This is a genomic window from Sphingorhabdus profundilacus (genome assembly GCF_009769755.1).
In the GTDB taxonomy this organism is placed as follows: Bacteria; Pseudomonadota; Alphaproteobacteria; order Sphingomonadales; family Sphingomonadaceae; genus Sphingorhabdus_B; species Sphingorhabdus_B profundilacus.
This window is the reverse complement of sequence record NZ_SDWJ01000001.1, coordinates 466,556-483,745: the sequence shown is the minus strand read 5'-3', so window position 1 is coordinate 483,745 and position 17,190 is coordinate 466,556. Positions and strand designations below refer to the sequence as shown.

Below are 17,190 nucleotides of genomic sequence, written 5' to 3'. Positions count from 1 at the left end.
CCCGCTATTTTGCAGGCTCCGCATGGCGCAATTCCATGCCCCGCGCATGGCGTCGCTGGAAACCCTTCCACAAGGTCGCATCCGGAGCGCCGGGGCTATACGCCCCCCAAGGCGTTCCGGCAGGCGCATTCCACTCGCCCAGGTCCGAATCTGCAATCGGCACATCAAGATATGCCCGCGTCGCTTTGTCGTTCCGCAATTGCACGGCAAGAAATGCCGTGATGAAATGCAGGTTGATGCCGATTATCCGGTCCTGCCGCCAAATTGGGTCTTCAAACCAATCCATATCCCAAACACTGCGCTGCATTTCGGTCGGTGCGGGATTGAGGGCGATGGAGTGCCCCGCCTGACGATATGTCAGTAAATAGCGTTCGGCGTGTGTCGCGCCACCAAATACTGCAAGCGCGCCACTTTTATAATCGACCACAGGATCTTGATCGCCCTGAATCAATAGCAGCGGGGCCTTGATTGCCGCCAACCCTTCGGCACCCCACGCACTTTTTGGCAAACCACCGGCCGGAGCAAGCGCAATAATGGCTTTTACACCGCGAACCTTTATAAGGTTTTCGTCGGTAGCCCCTCGCGCAATGCTTTTCAAAGCCCCACCGGCGACCAATTTCATGTTCGGGCCATCAGGATCAAGCGTCGCACCACCTGCGGTCAACACACCATATCCACCTTGTGAATATCCGATCAATCCAATTGTGTCAGGATCGATCAGATTACCCAAGGTGTCGCGTAACCGCTCACTGATGAACGCTATATCCTTTGGACGATAAAAATTCGGCGCGGCACGATTGGTCGCCGAGACCACATAGGGATTGGGGTCGCGATGATGAATGGCCGCAACCACATATCCCTTGGATGCAAGATTTTCAGTCAGCCACGTCATCACTGCCGGATTATTGCTATAGCCATGGCTGACGATAATCAGCGGGTGCCGGGTGCCGACAGGTTTGGCATCCGCCACGGCCAGCCCATTCTGGGTAAAAGACACAGGAGGCAAAGGTGGTTCGCCCCAAAGGCTTCCTGTATAACGAACGCGCTTTGCATCCTTGCTGACAGTCGCCGGATACCAGATATCGACACGCAAATGCCGGTCTTTGCGAAACAGGACATCCTTTTCAGGATCGGCATTCTCCACGTCGGGCTGATTGCGCTGTATAAATGAAAACGTGCGGAACCCGACGGCGCTTTTCCCCAAAGCGGCAAGTTCGGGTGCGTCGACGCCTGGTGCACTCGGCACACGCGCATGCAGTGGCAAAATGGCAAATAGAAGCATCCATGCAGCCACCCATTTTTTCATGCCATCAATTCTTCATTCTCCAGCCCGACTTTGGGCCACATCAATTGTTGCGCCATCCAAGGATATTCTTCGATAACGGGCGGAAATATCTGTTCCTGCAAAACCTGCTGGCAAAGCATCGCTGTCAGCCGGGGTATATCCCCCAATTCATTAGTACGTGCGACGACTTGAACCGAACGGGAAAAACGCCCCCGCTTCATCGGTTCGGCACGCAATTTCGGAAACAGCTCCTTCACAGCAGCAAAGCAACCCGGTGTTGTAATTGTCCAGCCAAGTCCCGCAGCTACCAGAGAGAGTTGCTGGTGCGACGATTCCACCTCGACAGACTGGGGCAGTTTCAGCTTCATCCGCACAATCTGCCGTTCGATCTGCTGGCCTGTTCCTGTTAGCCGGGAAAACCTTATGAATGGAAGGGTCGATGGCAATCCTACAACATCCAATGGCTCACAATAATCTCTCGGGAACACGAAAATGAAGCTCTCTTCAAACACCGGATGCAATTCAACCGTGTCGCGATGTTCCAGATTGAAGCTGCCAGTCACCAACATATCAATATCGCGCGCCAGAAACTCGCCCTGATGTTCCATCGAAATCCCAGAGCGGATATTCCACCGGTCGGCCCGATTGCCCAATGTTCCCAATATCGGCGCAGTCAGTTGGTTTGCCAGGCTAAATGATAAAGCAACAGTCACACTTGATATCGGAAGGTTCGCGCCTTCCCGAACTTCGTCATAAGCGAGCCTAGCGTGCGCGATCAATTTCTGGCCGCGCGCGAAAAGGGACTTGCCACTGGCGGTCAGACCTAATGGCCGCATGGTACGGTCGAAAAGGGGCGCGCCAATGCCCGTTTCCAATTTTGCGATAGTTTGGGATACGGCGGATTGCGTGACCTGCAAATGGGTCGCGCATTGGGACATTCCGCCAAGTTCGACGGTCATCACGAACACTTCCAGCGCGTGTAAATCAAATTCCTGCGGCAGTTTCAAGCAGCAGCCCTCCCAAGCGCGCGTGCGGGCCGAAGGGCCAGCATTACCTTGGCTAATGGCTATTCCACGCAACAAGTAATAGTGCCATGCATTTTCGTTATAAGGACATATTCCTTTAGTGGCGTTGCATCGCGGCATCACTTTGGCCGATAAATCGTGCTTCGATACCTCTCCCGGGCTGCCGACGTTCGCGGATGATCAACAGCAGCGTGGAAAGGAAGGCAATCAGGCTCATGCCAGCAAACATCAACAGCATTGCGTCATAGCCTTGGGGGTTTTCCGGTCCGGCCTGATTTACATCATTTAAATAGCCCGCGCAAAAATTGGCAGCGGCCAGACCGAGCGACTGGATCATATTGATCAGGCCAAATGCGGTCCCAACCCGGTGTTTTTCGACCAGCATCGCTGTGGAAGGCCAGATAACGGCAGGAATTACGGAAAAACTGATACCCATCAGCAAGGTTGTGACCCATAATCCATAGTCGGTCGTTGCCAGAATGAAAAAGGTAAGCGGCATGAGTGCGGCTGCAAATCCGAGCAGGCTGGCCCGACGTCCGATACGATCAGCGATCAATCCGAAAACCGGTGTGGCAAAAATTGCCGCAGCAAAGACATAGGAATTTGCAGTTCCGGCATCGGCCAGATTCATATCTTTCACATCCATAAAATACTGGATAGAAAAGGTTGAACGGAACGGGAAAAAGACGCTCGCGAAAAGCACGTTAAGCCACAATATATACCAGAAAGAACGGCTAAATCCGGTTAGCTGTTTCAGCATGAAACGTTCTGGCTTTTGACCTACTGCGCGAAGGTGCGGCAATTTCCTGTCGACGAGATAGTAGATAAGCGCCGTAAACACGCCTGTCGCCGTCAGCGCGGCCGCAAGCCAAAGCGGGGCTTGCCACCCGGCGGCATAGACATCGGCAAACCAGCTTGTCGACTTATCCGCACTGTAAGAACCTACCCGCGCCATTGAGAAAAATAAAGCAATGGCAAGAGCGCCGCCGCCCAGATGAAACCATTGCGCGATTCCGACAAGCAGCGCGATGTAAAGCGTTTCATTGCCCAAGCCGAACAAAAGACGCCCAAAAAGCATCAGCCCGAACGGCTCCCCCACGGCCGTCAAACTTGCACCTATTGTACAAATAATGGTCGCAATCAGTATTGCCTTTGCCGCGCCGATTCGATCAATCAGTATCCCGCCGATGAGCGCCAGTGCGATATTAGGCAAATTGAACACTGCGTTAAGCATACCGATCTGGGATTGGCTGAATCCCCGTTCATCCCGCAGAAGTCCCGCCACCGGTGCGATTGAATCATAAGTATAATAACTGCCCATGATCGTAAACGCGGCCAGCGCCAACATAATCCATTTGATGTGTTTATCTGGCATTGGCCGTTTCCTAATCTATTCGCGCGCCTTGGCGCCGCAATTCCTTTTGCAGCATTGCGATGTCGACTTCTGCAAATTCAACACCCGACATTATGCTTATGGCCGCCGCGATGCCCGCGCCTTGTCCGGCAACGGCGCAACACATCATGTTCCGCACCGCCGCATGACTAATCTTGTCGCCGCCGATTGTACGGCCCGTTACGATCAAATTCCTGACCCTCTTGGGCAGCATCGCGCGATAGGGAAGGTGGAAATATCGACCCGTTGTCGGCAGAATCAAATATCCATAGCCATCGATAAATTCCGGAAAAATCCCGATGCTATCGCTGAACCGCGCCTCACCCTGCACATCATCCGCCTTCATATTATAAGCGGCATCAATCTTGCGCGTGTCGCGGATACCAAGAGTCATCCCGAAGTTGCGGAGCTTGGCATCCTCGCACCCTGGCATGAAAGCCTTCAGCGCATTTACGGCGTGCATCGCCTGTTTTCGCCCCTCCATTTCCCCGCGGGTCAGCGCATCAGGATCGGTTCCGTCCAGATAGAGATGGCACATATTCAAATAGGTCAGATCCCCCTGATCCGACACGGTCCCCCACGTCCCCGCCATGGTCTTCACGCTGTCGGGAATAAGTCCTGCCTCCAACGCTTTTTGAAAGGGCTTTCGCAAGAACGGGGAGAACATCTCGTCTTCTTTTCCCGATGTCGTCACCTCCCACTCGCCACCTACCGCCCAGTCGCTATAGGTCTGCGGATCTGATTTGACCGCATCAATGAAGCGCGTCTTGTTTACGCCGCACATCGAAAACATGACGGACACCGACATCATCTCGTCCACCGGATGCTTGTGCGTCAGGGCACCGGCGCGATAGGCAATGTCGGCATCGCCCGTGGCGTCCACAACCCGCTTGGCAAGTATCGCCTCACGCCCCGCTTTGCTCTCGACGATCACACCTTTGATCGTATCGCCTTCCATGATGGGGGCGACAAACAGGCGGTGCAGCATGGGGATAACGCCAGCTTCTTCGACCAGCGTGTCAGCCACATATTTGAAGCTTTCGGCGTCCAGACTATGGCTGATCGATTGCGGTTCGGGCATCGCTGCACCCATTTGCTTGGCGCGCTCTTCAAATTCGCGGCCGATGCCTTCGCTGTCGATCGTTTGCGGATGACGGTACCAGGCGAAGCCTTCGACACCGACCTGCGTTATGTTGCCGCCAAAACATCCATAGCGTTCAAGCAGGATCGTTTCGACACCCGCCCGCGCCGACGCCAAAGCCGCGGCAAGTCCGCCGGGACCTGAGCCGACGACCAGCACGTCCGTTTCGCGTATAACGTCAACCTGGCGCGCAGGCTCATGAATGACCGACGTCATCGCTGGGCTGTTTCCCAATTGTCGGCAACATAATAGGGTGCGTTCGACGGCGCCAGCAACGGCTTGCCCAAAATGTGATCTGCACCTTTTTCGCCGATCATGATGGTCGGAGCATTCAGATTTCCCGTGGTGATCGATGGCATAACCGAACTGTCGACAACCCGCAGCCCATCAACACCGATGACCCTCAATTCGTTATCCACAACCGCCATCGGATCGGCGGCGTCCCCGATCTTGCATGTCCCGCAAGGGTGATAGCCGCTTTCGATTTTCTCCCGAATGAAGGCATCTATATCATCATCCGACACAACATCTGCGCCGGGTGCGATTTCTTCACCGCGAAAGGGGTCGAACGCGGGCTGGGCAAAAATCTCGCGCGTCAAACGGACACCTGCCCGCATTTCGGCCCAGTCATCGGGGTGGCTCATATAGTTGAAGCGGATAATCGGTTTGTCCTTCGCATCCCCCGAACGCAATGTGATGCTGCCCCGGCTTTTGGAACGCATGGGGCTGACATGCGCCTGAAATCCATGCCCTTCGACCATGGACTTGCCATCATAGCGAACCGCAAGCGGGAAGAAGTGATATTGGATATCGGGATATTTGATACCCGCCCGGCTCCGGATAAATCCGCAGCTTTCAAAATGGTTGGTTGCCCCCAGCCCCTTGCGGGTCAAAAGCCATTGGGCCCCGATCAGCCCTTTGGCAAACCAGTTCATATAAGGGTAAAGCGACACCGGCTTTTTACAGGCGATCTGAAAATAAAATTCCAGATGATCCTGCAAATTTGCCCCGACACCGGGACGGTCGGCGACGATTTCAATGCCGTGACGGCGCAATTCTGCAGATGGCCCTATTCCCGACAGCATAAGCAATTGGGGGGAGTTTATCGGACCGCCCGACAGAATGACTTCGCGACTGGCGTAGGCGACATGCGTCTGCCCTGCCCGCTGATAGCGGATGCCGACGGCCTTGCGCCCTTCCATTACGATCTGTTCGGCCATGGCGTGCGTGGCGACGGTCAGATTGGCGCGCTTCATCGCCGGCCGCAAATAGGCTTTGGCCGCGCTGCACCGCGCACCGTCGCGCACAGTCATATCCATCCGGCCAAAGCCTTCCTGCTGCTCGCCATTTATGTCGGATGTGATGGGATAGCCGGCCTGCGCTGCGGCATCGATCCACGCCTGATATAGCGGGTTTCGCATCGGCCCATAGCGTGTGTCGAGCGGACCATCCCCGCCCCTGTAGCTATCGCCGCCTTCATCGCGTCGCTCGGCCCGTTTGAAATAGGGGAGAACATTGGCATAGCCCCAACCCTGCGCGCCTTGGTCCTGCCAAAGTTCGAAATCGAGAGGATTGCCGCGGACGTAGACGAGTCCGTTTATCGACGACGACCCGCCAAGCCCTTTGCCACGCGGCGCGTGCATCCGGCGTCCGTTCAAATGGGGTTCCGGCTCGCTTTCATACCGCCAATTATATTTGCGCGTGTTCATCGGGATCGAAAGCGCGCTCGGCATCTGGATAAAGACAGACCTGTCCGACCCGCCATATTCCAGCACCAGCACCCGGTTCTCGCCATCGGCGCTTAGCCGATCGGCCAGCACGCATCCCGCCGATCCTGCCCCCACAATGATGAAATCGTAACGCTCAGCCATCGATAATATCCATGACTTTCCCATGTGAAGGTTGGCGGTGCAAGGCGAGCAGACCCTTCAACGTCCCGGCACACATCAAAAGTAGCACGCCCGCAAGCGGCAAGCCCGTCGCAATGGCACCCGCCTGTAACGACGTCAGGCCACCGCTGAGCAGCAGGACGATTCCAATGCCACCAACGGCAAAAAGCCAGATTGTCTTCTGACGCAGCGGTGTGTCGGTACGCCCGCCCGACGTCATTGTGTCGATCACAAGGGTGCCTGAATCCCATCCGGTGACAAAGAAGATCAGGATCAGCGCAATCGCGACGACAGACGTGAATTGCGCCCAGGGCAACGATGCGAGCAGGACGAACAGCTGCGTATCCAGTGATGCCTTCGTCAATTCCGCACCATTCCCTGCCACAATATGCGCGATGCTGGCGTCGCCGAAAATGGTCAGCCAGATGATGCCGAGCAATGTCGGCGCAATCATTGCGCCTGCAATGAATTCACGGACCGTGCGGCCAAGTGAAATGCGGGCCATGAACATACCGACAAAGGGCGCCCAGCTGATCCACCATGCCCAATAATAGACCGACCAGTCATTATAGAAACCCGTATCGGTCCGGCCGACCGGGTTGGAAAGTGCAGGCAGAAGACTGAGATAGGTGAAAATATTGCGCCCAAGATCGCCGACCAATTGCAGCGTGGATCCCGTCGACAGGACGAAGACCAGCAACGCAAAAGCGACCCACATATTGACCTCGCTCAAGATGCGAATGCCCCGGTCAATGCCGCCCCGAACCGACAGGAAAGTGACCGCAGCCATTACGGCGATCAGTATCAATATCGTCGTCGAGGAACTCGACACACCATAGAGATAGCTGATCCCCGCCATCGCCTGTTGCGCGCCCAGACCCAAGGAAGTGGCGAGACCGAATATGGTGGCCAGCACTGCCAATATCTCGATCACATCCCCGGCCCTGCCCCATACAGCTTTGCCAAACAGGGGATAGAATGCGGACCGCATAGATAGCGGCATTCTATAGTCAAAACTGAACACCGCCAGCGCAAGGCCCGTGACCGTGAAGATCGCCCAAGGATGGAGCCCCCAGTCGAATATCGTGGCGGCCATTGCTAGCCCCCGCGCAGCCGCGGCGTCTCCCGTCGCGCCGCCCAAAGGTGCGCCTGATCCTCCGGCCATCGAAGTCGTGAAGTGGGTCACCGGCTCACCCACGCCATAGAAGACGAGGCCAATGCCCATCCCGGCGCCAAAGAGCATCGCGAACCAGGACAGCCGGGAATAGTCAGGCTTTGCTCCCTTGCCCCCCAGCCTTATATTGCCGAGCGGGGAGAGCGCCACGATCACGCAGAACAGCAAAAGCACATTTCCTGCAGACATGAAGAACCAATCGAAATGGTCCACCGCCCCGCTCCGCAAGGCGGAGAACAGATCCGCCGATGTTTGCGGGGCGACAAGGCTGAATAGGATAACGGCGAGCGAGATAAAGGCTGTGGGCAGGAAAACTGCGGGGTTGATGTGCATACCCAGCCAGTTACGGTTCGACTTGCCGTAATCCCCCAGATCAATCGCTTTATCCCAATCCGCCAATATGTTCCCCCCCTTGGTATCGACTTGATGTTAGTGACGCGCCGCTGTTGTCAGTGCGGTCCACATCCATGGTGCAAAACTGCGCCAGACTTCGACATGGAACCGGTCCTCGGCCAACCGCAGCAGAACGATTTCGACGGTTTCGAATATCGTCCGTGTCGCCCGTCCGACCGCGAACCTATCCAGATCAAGCGGGCAGCCCGCGTTCAATATTTCCGCACTGCGTGGTCCCTCCACCACAAGACAGATCGCCCGTTCGCTGATATCGACGATCGACACAGGCAACCCTGCGCCACTGACTAGCTTGGAACCTATTGGCTCGCGCAGCAACCATTCATCGGGTCCAAGGCACGCAATTCCCTCTTCCATTGCGCCTATCTTCGTGGGCACCTTGACCCCGAGCAGGGTTTCAAGCGCCTGCGGCTGACGCGCGCGCAGTGAATAGCGCATCATGGGTACCGCAAGACTAATGGATATGCCTTCCCCGACAAAAGGTGCGGAGGACACGGGTTCGGTGCGTGTGAGGGTGTCAGACATGCAAACGCGCTCCTTGCGGATCGTAAAAGACCATAGAACTTATAGCCGCCTTGTGTGTGCCGTCTGGCATCGGAACATAAATTGTCTCGCCCAACATCGCATGACCATTTGCAACCAGCGCCATGGCGATCGAACGCCCGAGCGTTTCGCTCCAGTAAGAGGAGGTGACATGACCGATCATGGTCATGGGAACAGGCTGGTTGGGGTCTGCCACAATCTGCGCGCCTTCTTCCAGCACCATCTTGGGGTCTTCGGTCAGCAAACCGACCAACTGCCTGCGGCCAACGGCTATAATATCAGGCCGTGCCAGCGAACGCCGCCCGACAAAATCCGGCTTTTTCTTGCCGACAGCCCAGTCGAGACCAGCATCATAAGGCGTAACCGTGCCGTCCGTATCCTGCCCGACAATGATGAAGCCTTTCTCGGCGCGTAAGACGTGCATCGTTTCGGTGCCATAAGGTGTAATTCCATAGTCCGCACCTTCGGCCATCAACCGTTCCCAAAGGGCGCGGCCATAGGCGGTGGGGACGTTGATCTCGAAACCCAGTTCGCCGGTGAAGCTGACGCGGAACAGGCGCGTGGGAATGCCGCAGATCAGGCCCTCGCGGATTGCCATATGCGGGAATGCTTCTGCCGACAGGTCGATGCCCTCCACCAGCGGCTCCAGCAGCTTGCGGGCGTTGGGGCCCTGCAGCGCGATAACTGCATATTGCTCGGTCGTGCTCGTCAGCCAGACGTTGAGGTCAGGCCATTCGGTCTGGAGATAATCCTCCATCATATTCAACACCCGCGCCGCACCGCCCGTTGTCGTGGTCAGGTGGAACCGGTCCGGTGCCAGCCGTGCGGAAACGCCATCATCGGTGATGAAGCCATCTTCCTTGAGCAGCAGACCATAGCGGCAACGCCCCGGTTCAAGCGCCTTCCACGGGTTGGTATACATGCGGTTCAAAAACTCGGCCGCGTCCGGGCCGACCACCTCGATTTTGCCCAGGGTCGATGCGTCGAATATGCCGACGCTGTTACGCACGGCCACACATTCGCGATTAACCGCCGCGTGCATGTCTTCCCCGAATTTCGGGAAGTAACGCGCCCGGCGCCATTGCGCGACCAGTTCGAAAATCGCACCATTTTCTTCGGCCCAACCGTCGATATTGGTGGTACGCGTCGCCTGAAACAACGCGCCTTTCGCATGGCCCGCCAACGCCCCAAAGGTCTGCGGCGTGTAAGGCGGACGAAACGTCGTAAGGCCTATGTCGGGCACAGCCTTTGCCAAAGCGGTCGAGGCGATTTGCAGGCCGTTCAGGTTCGACGTCTTGCCCTGATCGGTTGCCATACCGTTCGTCGTATAGCGTTTGATATGCTCGATCGACCGGAAGCCTTCGCGCACCGCGAGGTTGATGTCTTTTGCCGTCACATCATTCTGGAAATCGACAAAGGCCTTGATCCGCGCCTGATCCTTGGGTGTCGGCAGAACGTCATACACAGCGCCTGTGCCAAAATCCCAATCACCCGAGCAGGCCCCAATGCTGCGGCAATTTTCGTTGGGCTGATCCGGTACATAAGCGCCCAGATCATCGCGCCATTTCAGGCTGCCCTTGCTGTGCGACCACAGATGGACGCTCGGCGTCCAACCCCCTGCCATCAACAATGCGTCACAGGGGATGCTGCGGCGGACATCGTTGCCGTTGGCGCAAATCTCGATGGAAGCTACCTGATGCCGGCCTTTGACACCGATCACACTGTGGTTGAGATGGACGGCGACTCCCAGCGCGGCTGCCTCAGCCAGCAAGCTTTCATCCACCACATCGCGCGCATCGATAATCGCCGCAATGCCCACACCGGCCTTTTTCAGGGCGAAAACATCATGCCAGCCGCTATCGTGCACGGCCATAAGGGCAAGCGATTTGCCGACGGCGACACCATAGCGGTTGGCGAATATCTTGGCCGCCGATGACAGCATGACGCCGGGCGTATCATTGCCATCGAACACCAGCGGACGTTCAATCGCCCCTTGCGCCAACAGCACTTCACCCGCCCGGATGCGCCACAATTTTTCGCGCGGGGCTTCCGAATTTGCAGGCAGATGGTCTGTCAGCCTCTGGACAGCCCCGACAAAATTATCGTGATAATAGCCAAAGGCCGTCGTCCGCGTCAGGATGGTCACATTGGCCGCCGAACTCAATGCCTTCATGCTGCGTTCCAGCCAAGGCCATAAAGCCGGGTCGGCCAAGGCCCCGCCGCCAGCCTCATCCTGTTCGTCGATCAGGATGAGGCGCTTTCCAGTACCCGAAGCCTCCAGCGCGGCGTCCAGACCCGCAGGCCCTGCTCCCACAATCAGCAGATCGCAATGTGCGTAGGTCGCGGCATAATTGTCAGGATCAACTTCAGTTGGAGCATCGCCCAAGCCCGCCATTTTACGGATCGCAGGCTCGTACAGCCGGTCCCAGAATGAGCGCGGCCACATGAAGGTCTTATTGTAGAAACCGGCGGGAAAGAACATCCCCAGCCGGTCGTTGATCGCGCCAAAATCGGTCTTCAGAGAAGGCCAGCGGTTCTGGCTGCTCGCATTCAGCCCGTCATGAATTTCCACATTGGTCGCGCGCAAATTGGGGGTAAAACGCCCCGGCCCGCGATGGACCGAAACCAGCGCATTAGGCTCCTCGCTGCCCGCTGCCAAAAGCCCGCGGGGCCGGTGATATTTGAACGACCGGCCAAAAAGCGACACGCCATTTGCCAGCAAGGCCGACGCCAATGTATCACCGGCAAAACCCTGATAGCGCTTTCCGTCGAACTGGAACGCGACCGGCTTGCTGCGGTCGATACGACCACCGGCAGGTAAACGATAGCCGCTCATTTGCGGGGCTCCCCTGCCTTGTAGGTTGTTTCGAACTTGTCTGTAACGGTATCCCGCACCGCGTTGAAAAAGCGGCCGCAGCCATGGCTATGCCGCCAGCGCTCATGATGCCGTCCGCGCGGATTGGCGCGAATGAACAGGAAACGCTCCCATTCTTCATCGCTATAGGTATCGGGATCGACGGGGCGCGCGATATGCGCTTGGCCGGCATAGGCAAATTCGATTTCGGGACGCTGTTCGTCGCAATAGGGGCAATGGATCAGGATCATCAGTGTGCCACCGCTGCTGCCGCAGCTTCGTCAATCAACCGCCCGTTGCGGAACCGGTCGAGATTGAACGGCGCGTTGATCCGGTGCGGTTCGTCCTTGGCCATTGTATAGGCCAGCAAGTCCCCCGCCCCAGGCGTCGCCTTGAACCCGCCGGTTCCCCATCCGCAATTGACATAGAGACCCTTGACCGGCGTCTTGCCCAATATGGGTGACCGGTCGGGCGTCACATCGACGATGCCGCCCCATGTCCGCAACATCCGCACCCGCCGGTAAATCGGAAAAATCTCGCAGATCGCAGCCAGGGTATGCTCGACAATATGCAGCGCGCCGCGTTGCGAATAGCTGACATATTGGTCGGTTCCAGCACCGATTACCAGCTCGCCCTTGTCCGACTGGCTCATATAGGCATGAACCGTGTTTGACATAACCACACAGGGAAATGTCGGCTTGATCGGTTCGGATACCAACGCTTGCAGAGGATAGCTTTCGAGCGGGAAATCGAGGCCTGCCATTTGCATGACGACAGACGTATTGCCTGCCGCAGACACGCCAACCCGCTTCGATGCGATATAACCGCGCGTCGTTTCCACGCCCTCGATCGCGCCATCGACGCCGCGGCGGATACCGGTAACAGCGCAGTTCTGGATGATATCCACCCCAAGCGCAGCCGCTGCCCGTGCATATCCCCACGCCACCGTATCATGCCGCGCCGTTCCGCCCCGACGCTGCAACGCGGCGCCCAAAACCGGATAGCGGGCATCGGCCGCGATATTGAGCGGCGGACAATAGGCTTTGGCTTCTTCAGGCGTCAGCCATTCATTATCGACCCCGTTCAGCCGGTTCGCATGGATATGCCGTTTGAAGCTCTGGATATCATGGACGTTATGCGCCAGCATCATCACGCCGCGCTTGGAATACATGGTGTTGTAATTCAGTTCCTGGCTAAGCCCGTCCCACAGCTTTACTGCATGGTCGTAGAGATGCGCGCTTTCGTCATAGAGATAATTGGACCGGATGATCGTCGTGTTGCGGCCGGTATTGCCGCCGCCAATCCATCCTTTTTCCAGCACCGCCACATTGGTGATGCCATATTTCTTGGCGAGATAATAAGCCGCGCCAAGGCCATGTCCGCCGCCGCCAACGATGATTGCATCATAGGCTGCATTAGGCGCGGCATCGGGCCATTGCTCGGGCCAATCCTTGTGCGCGCCCAGAGCTTTGGCAAACAGGCTGAAGGCACTGAAACGGGTCATGCCTTCACCTGCTCCAGCGCGGCTTTTGACCGTGACACATAAAAATCCTTGAAATCCTCAACCAGCTTTTCCTCAACCGCATACGGCCCCTGCTGGTAACCGTCGGAGCTTATCCCCTGATGGTTCAGCATCGAAAAATGGCCATCCTGTGTGTTGGTTGTGCGCCAAAGGGCGGCGAGATGATCGGGGTCATAATCCACGCCTTCAACCGCATCTTCATGCACCAGCCAGCTTGTACGCAACAACGTCTTGCCGGCCGCAACCGGCGTGAGCGAGAATGTGACGACATGGTCGCAACAGAAATGATGCCAACTGTTCGGCTGCGTCCAAACCGACAGGCTTGAGCTTTCAGGCTCGGTAAAAGGTCCGATCAGCTTCTTGCAGGCCAGCTTTCCGTCGATGGATTGGGTCACCGCACCATTGGCCAAGGGGAGCCGCGCCATCCGGTGCCACCAGCCGTCGGGAAATTCGATCAGCTCGCGGAAGATTCCCAGATCCTGCCAATGCGCCCGCTTGGCCTCCACCATCGCGTCAAAGGCGGCATCGTCGACAACATCTGCCTCGCCATCTTCAGGCAGGCCTTTGCCAAAGCCATAGGTGCCGAGCACGCTGATCAGTTCTGGATGCCCCGCGTCGCAATGATAGCATTCGCGGTTGTTTTCCATCACCAGCTTCCAGTTGGCATCCTCGATATAATTGTCCTGAACGACGACCTTCAGCCGCTCGATGTCATATATCGCGATTTGATCTTCGATATCGGCCTTAACACGTTCAATCGACGGTGGATTATCATCCATGCAAATGAAGATTAGCCCACCGACATTTTCCAGCGCAACCGGATTTAACCCGTGGTCCTGCTTGTCGAAATCCTCCGCCATGCTCCGCGCAGCGAGCAGCTTTCCATCAAGGCCATAGGTCCATTGATGGTAGGGACACATGAGCCTTGGTACCCGTCCGCGCTGCTCCACACAAATTTTCGAACCACGGTGGCGGCAACTGTTCCAGAAAGCGCGGATTTCATTGTCGCGGCCCCGGACAATGATGATCGCGTTATGCCCGACCTCGAAGACAAAAAAGTCACCTGGATTTTTGACGTGCGCCGCAGTGCAGGCGTAAAGCCAGACCGATTTCAGCATGACCTGCGTGTCGAACTGGAAAGCGTCTTCGCCGACATATAACTCACGCGGCAGGGTATGCCCCTTCCGGTCTTGCTGCAAAAGTGCCTGTATAGATTCAAAACGCGCCATTGGCCTAGCTCCTGAGCGCCGCATTATCGGGGTCGAACGGGGAATCGGCGATGATAGTCGCCCGGTATCGCGTGCCCAATATGGCGATTTCCATTTCGGTTCCCGCCACCGCCAGATCCGGCCGCACCATCGCCAACGCCAGCGATTTGCCGACCCGCCAGCCATAGCCACCGGAGGTCGCACGACCAACGATCTCATCACCCTGATAGATCGCCTCGGAGCCGCGTGCATCGGCATCCGTCACGCCGTGCACTTCCATCGTAACAAGCGCATTGGTAAACCCTTTGGCCTGCCACGCAAGCAGCGCGTCTTTCCCGTGAAAGCCCGGCTTTTTCAGGCTGACAAAGCGGTCCAGTCCGCTTTCAAAGGCGGCATATTCGACCGACAATTCGCGCGGGATCAGCTTGTAGCTTTTTTCGAGCGCCATCGACGTCATCGCCCGGATACCGAACGGCTTGATGTTGAATTCAGCCCCGGCAGCCATCAGTTCGTCAAAGATATAGTTCTGCATTTCGATGGGGTGGTGGATTTCCCACCCCAATTCGCCAATGAAGTTGACCCGCAGCACCTCGACCTGTGCAAGGCCGATGCTGATCTTCTGTCCGGTCAGCCAGGGAAAGGCTTCGTTCGACAGATTTGCGTCGGTCAGTTTCTGCAAAAGTGCGCGCGACTTAGGACCCGCCAACACCAGCACACCCATCGACGTGGTGAGCCGTTCAAAGCTTACCGAACCGTCCTTGGGCATCGCCTTTTTCAGATAGTCATGGTCGTGCCGTTCATAAGCGCCTGCCGACACCAGATAATAACGCTGCGGCGCCATCTTGTAGACGGTGAATTCGCAGCGCACCCCGCCCTTATCGGTCAGCAAATAGGATAGCGTAACCCGGCCTACCTTTTTGGGCACGGCGTTGGTCAGCAACTGGTCGAGCCAAGCCTCCGCCCCAGGCCCTGAAATTTCGCATTTGGCAAAGGCACTCATATCCTGAATGCCAACATTTTCATGTACATGGCGGCATTCATTGCCAACATGTGTGAAATAGTTGGACCGGCGGAAGGACCATTTCTCCCGGACAGCTTCGCCCGCAACAACGGGGTGATTATCGTTCAACAGCACATCCGGTTTGTCCAGATCGGCCTCGGTCAGGGCATAGCTCTCGGGCGCGAACCAATTGGGTCGCTCCCAGCCAAAAACGCTGCCAAAGACCGCGCCCAGAGCCTTCATCCGGTCATAGCAAGGCGTGCGACGCAAGGCGCGTCCCGCCTCCCGCTCTTCGTCGGGATAGTGGACGGTAAAGACTTTGGCATAGGCTTCTTCGTTCTTTTCGATCAGGAAGCCCCGACCTGCATAGTCGCCAAAGCGGCGCGGATCGACGCCCATCATGTCGATGGTCGGTTCACCATCGACAATCCAGTGGGCAAGTTGCCAACCCGCGCCGCCTGCGGCGGTGACCCCAAAACTATGGCCTTCGTTGAGCCAGAAGTTTTTGAGGCCCCATGCCGGACCGACGATGGGCGACCCGTCGGGCGTATAGGCAATCGCGCCATTATAGACTTTCTTGATTCCGACTTCGCCAAAGGCCGGAACACGTTTCATCGCGGCCAATATATATGGCTCAAGCCGTTCGAGAGCGTCGGGAAACAGTTCATATTCGCTGTTCGCCGCCGGGCCGTCGACATAGCATGCCGGTGCGCCGACTTCATAGGGGCCAAGAAGCAAGCCGCCTGCTTCCTCCCGCATATAATAGCTGGCATCGGATTCACGCAGCACGCCCATCTCTGGCAATCCGGCCTTTTTGCGAGCCATGATATCGGGATGCTGCTCGGTCACGATATACTGGTGTTCGACCGGGATGACCGGGATATCCAGCCCGACCATCGCCCCTGTCGCCCGCGCAAAATTGCCGGAGCAGGAAACAACATGTTCGCATGTTATGTCGCCTTGATCGGTCGACACCAGCCACTCGCCATTGGGCTGCTCCGTAATCGCGGTCACGGTCGTGTTGCGGTAAATGGTCGCACCACGCTGCCGCGCGCCTTTGGCCAAGGCCTGTGTCAGGTCGGCGGGCTGGATATAGCCATCGTCGGGATGCTGGATCGCCCCGATCACGCCATCCATATCGGCAAGTGGCCAGATGTCCTTGACCTGATCGGGGGTAAGGAAATTGACGTCCACGCCAATGGTGCGCGCAACACCGGCATAATAATGATATTCGTCCATGCGATCGCGCGTAGTCGCCAGACGGATGTTGGTGACCTGCGAAAACCCTGCATGTAGGCCGGTCTCTGCTTCAAGGCTGGGGTAAAGCCCGACCGAATATTGGTGAAGCTTTCCGACCGAATAGCTGAGGTTGAACAGCGGCAGCAGACCCGCTGCGTGCCAGGTCGACCCGGATGTCAGTTCCTTGCGTTCCAGCAGGACAACATCGCTCCACCCCATTTTGGCCAGATGGTATAATGTGCTGACGCCCACGACGCCGCCGCCAATAACCACTGCCCGTGCTGTTGTTTTCATGCAATCCACCCCACCTTTTATCGATTTGCTATGTCAGAATACCTCATCCGGCATCAACGGGATTGCTGGGCTGGGGCATATAAATCTCATATTCTAATAGTAAATATGAGCAATTGTGAATTTGTAAGCATTCATATCAACGCAATGCAAAGTCGCTTGACGTATCTCGCATTGATGAGCATGGGATTTTGCTATTAAGAATCACTCTCATT

At 56.8% G+C, this 17,190-nt stretch carries 12 protein-coding genes; all 12 read right to left on the bottom strand.

Features of this window, described 5'->3' with window-relative positions; all coding sequences use genetic code 11:
• Positions 1–4: 4 nt before the first annotated feature.
• The 12 genes from EUU23_RS02300 to EUU23_RS02245 all read right to left on the bottom strand — a co-directional run bounded on the left by EUU23_RS02300 (position 5) and on the right by EUU23_RS02245 (position 16,978).
• Positions 5–1,306, bottom strand: a complete 1,302-nt coding sequence (locus EUU23_RS02300) for an alpha/beta hydrolase family protein (RefSeq protein WP_160352504.1) — start codon at positions 1,304–1,306, stop codon at positions 5–7.
• Positions 1,303–2,292 (bottom strand): LysR family transcriptional regulator, encoded by a 990-nt coding sequence (locus EUU23_RS02295; RefSeq protein ID WP_246156036.1) that lies wholly within the window; start codon positions 2,290–2,292, stop codon positions 1,303–1,305. Before EUU23_RS02295 ends, EUU23_RS02300 begins: the two co-directional genes overlap by 4 nt.
• Before the next feature lie 115 nt (positions 2,293–2,407).
• Entirely contained in the window at positions 2,408–3,685 is a 1,278-nt protein-coding gene (locus EUU23_RS02290) for an MFS transporter (protein WP_160352502.1), read from the bottom strand.
• A 10-nt stretch (positions 3,686–3,695) separates the two neighbouring features.
• Positions 3,696–5,060, bottom strand: coding sequence for an FAD-dependent oxidoreductase (locus tag EUU23_RS02285; protein ID WP_160352501.1), 1,365 nt, complete (start codon positions 5,058–5,060; stop codon positions 3,696–3,698).
• The gene (betA, locus tag EUU23_RS02280) at positions 5,057–6,715 is read right to left on the bottom strand and encodes a choline dehydrogenase (protein ID WP_160352500.1); all 1,659 of its coding nucleotides are present in this window, start codon (positions 6,713–6,715) and stop codon (positions 5,057–5,059) included. Before betA ends, EUU23_RS02285 begins: the two co-directional genes overlap by 4 nt.
• Positions 6,708–8,306, bottom strand: a complete 1,599-nt coding sequence (locus EUU23_RS02275; protein WP_218939483.1) for a BCCT family transporter — start codon at positions 8,304–8,306, stop codon at positions 6,708–6,710. Before EUU23_RS02275 ends, betA begins: the two co-directional genes overlap by 8 nt.
• A 30-nt stretch (positions 8,307–8,336) precedes the next feature.
• A complete protein-coding gene (locus tag EUU23_RS02270) occupies positions 8,337–8,843 on the bottom strand; it encodes a sarcosine oxidase subunit gamma (RefSeq protein WP_160352499.1) in 507 nt (168 codons plus the stop codon).
• Positions 8,836–11,697 (bottom strand): 2Fe-2S iron-sulfur cluster-binding protein, encoded by a 2,862-nt coding sequence (locus EUU23_RS02265; protein ID WP_160352498.1) that lies wholly within the window; start codon positions 11,695–11,697, stop codon positions 8,836–8,838. The genes EUU23_RS02270 and EUU23_RS02265 overlap by 8 nt, the downstream gene beginning before the upstream one ends.
• Positions 11,694–11,966 carry a sarcosine oxidase subunit delta gene (locus EUU23_RS02260; RefSeq protein WP_160352497.1) on the bottom strand — a complete coding sequence of 91 codons (273 nt, stop codon included), beginning with the start codon at positions 11,964–11,966 and terminating at the stop codon, positions 11,694–11,696. The genes EUU23_RS02265 and EUU23_RS02260 overlap by 4 nt, the downstream gene beginning before the upstream one ends.
• Positions 11,966–13,219 (bottom strand): sarcosine oxidase subunit beta family protein, encoded by a 1,254-nt coding sequence (locus tag EUU23_RS02255; protein WP_160352496.1) that lies wholly within the window; start codon positions 13,217–13,219, stop codon positions 11,966–11,968. The genes EUU23_RS02260 and EUU23_RS02255 overlap by 1 nt, the downstream gene beginning before the upstream one ends.
• Entirely contained in the window at positions 13,216–14,466 is a 1,251-nt protein-coding gene (locus EUU23_RS02250; RefSeq protein WP_160352495.1) for an aromatic ring-hydroxylating oxygenase subunit alpha, read from the bottom strand. The genes EUU23_RS02255 and EUU23_RS02250 overlap by 4 nt, the downstream gene beginning before the upstream one ends.
• Positions 14,467–14,470: 4 nt before the next feature.
• Complete coding sequence (locus tag EUU23_RS02245; protein ID WP_160352494.1) at positions 14,471–16,978, bottom strand: GcvT family protein; 2,508 nt, start codon at positions 16,976–16,978, stop codon at positions 14,471–14,473.
• Positions 16,979–17,190 lie beyond the last annotated feature (212 nt).

Coding starts and splice junctions, on each gene's coding strand:
- EUU23_RS02260 (WP_160352497.1), bottom strand. CDS start 11,966: ATGATCCTGATCCATTGCCCCTATTGCGACGAACAGCGTCCCGAAATC.
- EUU23_RS02270 (WP_160352499.1), bottom strand. CDS start 8,843: ATGTCTGACACCCTCACACGCACCGAACCCGTGTCCTCCGCACCTTTT.
- EUU23_RS02290 (WP_160352502.1), bottom strand. CDS start 3,685: ATGCCAGATAAACACATCAAATGGATTATGTTGGCGCTGGCCGCGTTT.
- EUU23_RS02255 (WP_160352496.1), bottom strand. CDS start 13,219: ATGACCCGTTTCAGTGCCTTCAGCCTGTTTGCCAAAGCTCTGGGCGCG.
- EUU23_RS02265 (WP_160352498.1), bottom strand. CDS start 11,697: ATGAGCGGCTATCGTTTACCTGCCGGTGGTCGTATCGACCGCAGCAAG.
- EUU23_RS02245 (WP_160352494.1), bottom strand. CDS start 16,978: ATGAAAACAACAGCACGGGCAGTGGTTATTGGCGGCGGCGTCGTGGGC.
- EUU23_RS02285 (WP_160352501.1), bottom strand. CDS start 5,060: ATGACGTCGGTCATTCATGAGCCTGCGCGCCAGGTTGACGTTATACGC.
- EUU23_RS02300 (WP_160352504.1), bottom strand. CDS start 1,306: ATGAAAAAATGGGTGGCTGCATGGATGCTTCTATTTGCCATTTTGCCA.
- EUU23_RS02250 (WP_160352495.1), bottom strand. CDS start 14,466: ATGGCGCGTTTTGAATCTATACAGGCACTTTTGCAGCAAGACCGGAAG.
- betA (WP_160352500.1), bottom strand. CDS start 6,715: ATGGCTGAGCGTTACGATTTCATCATTGTGGGGGCAGGATCGGCGGGA.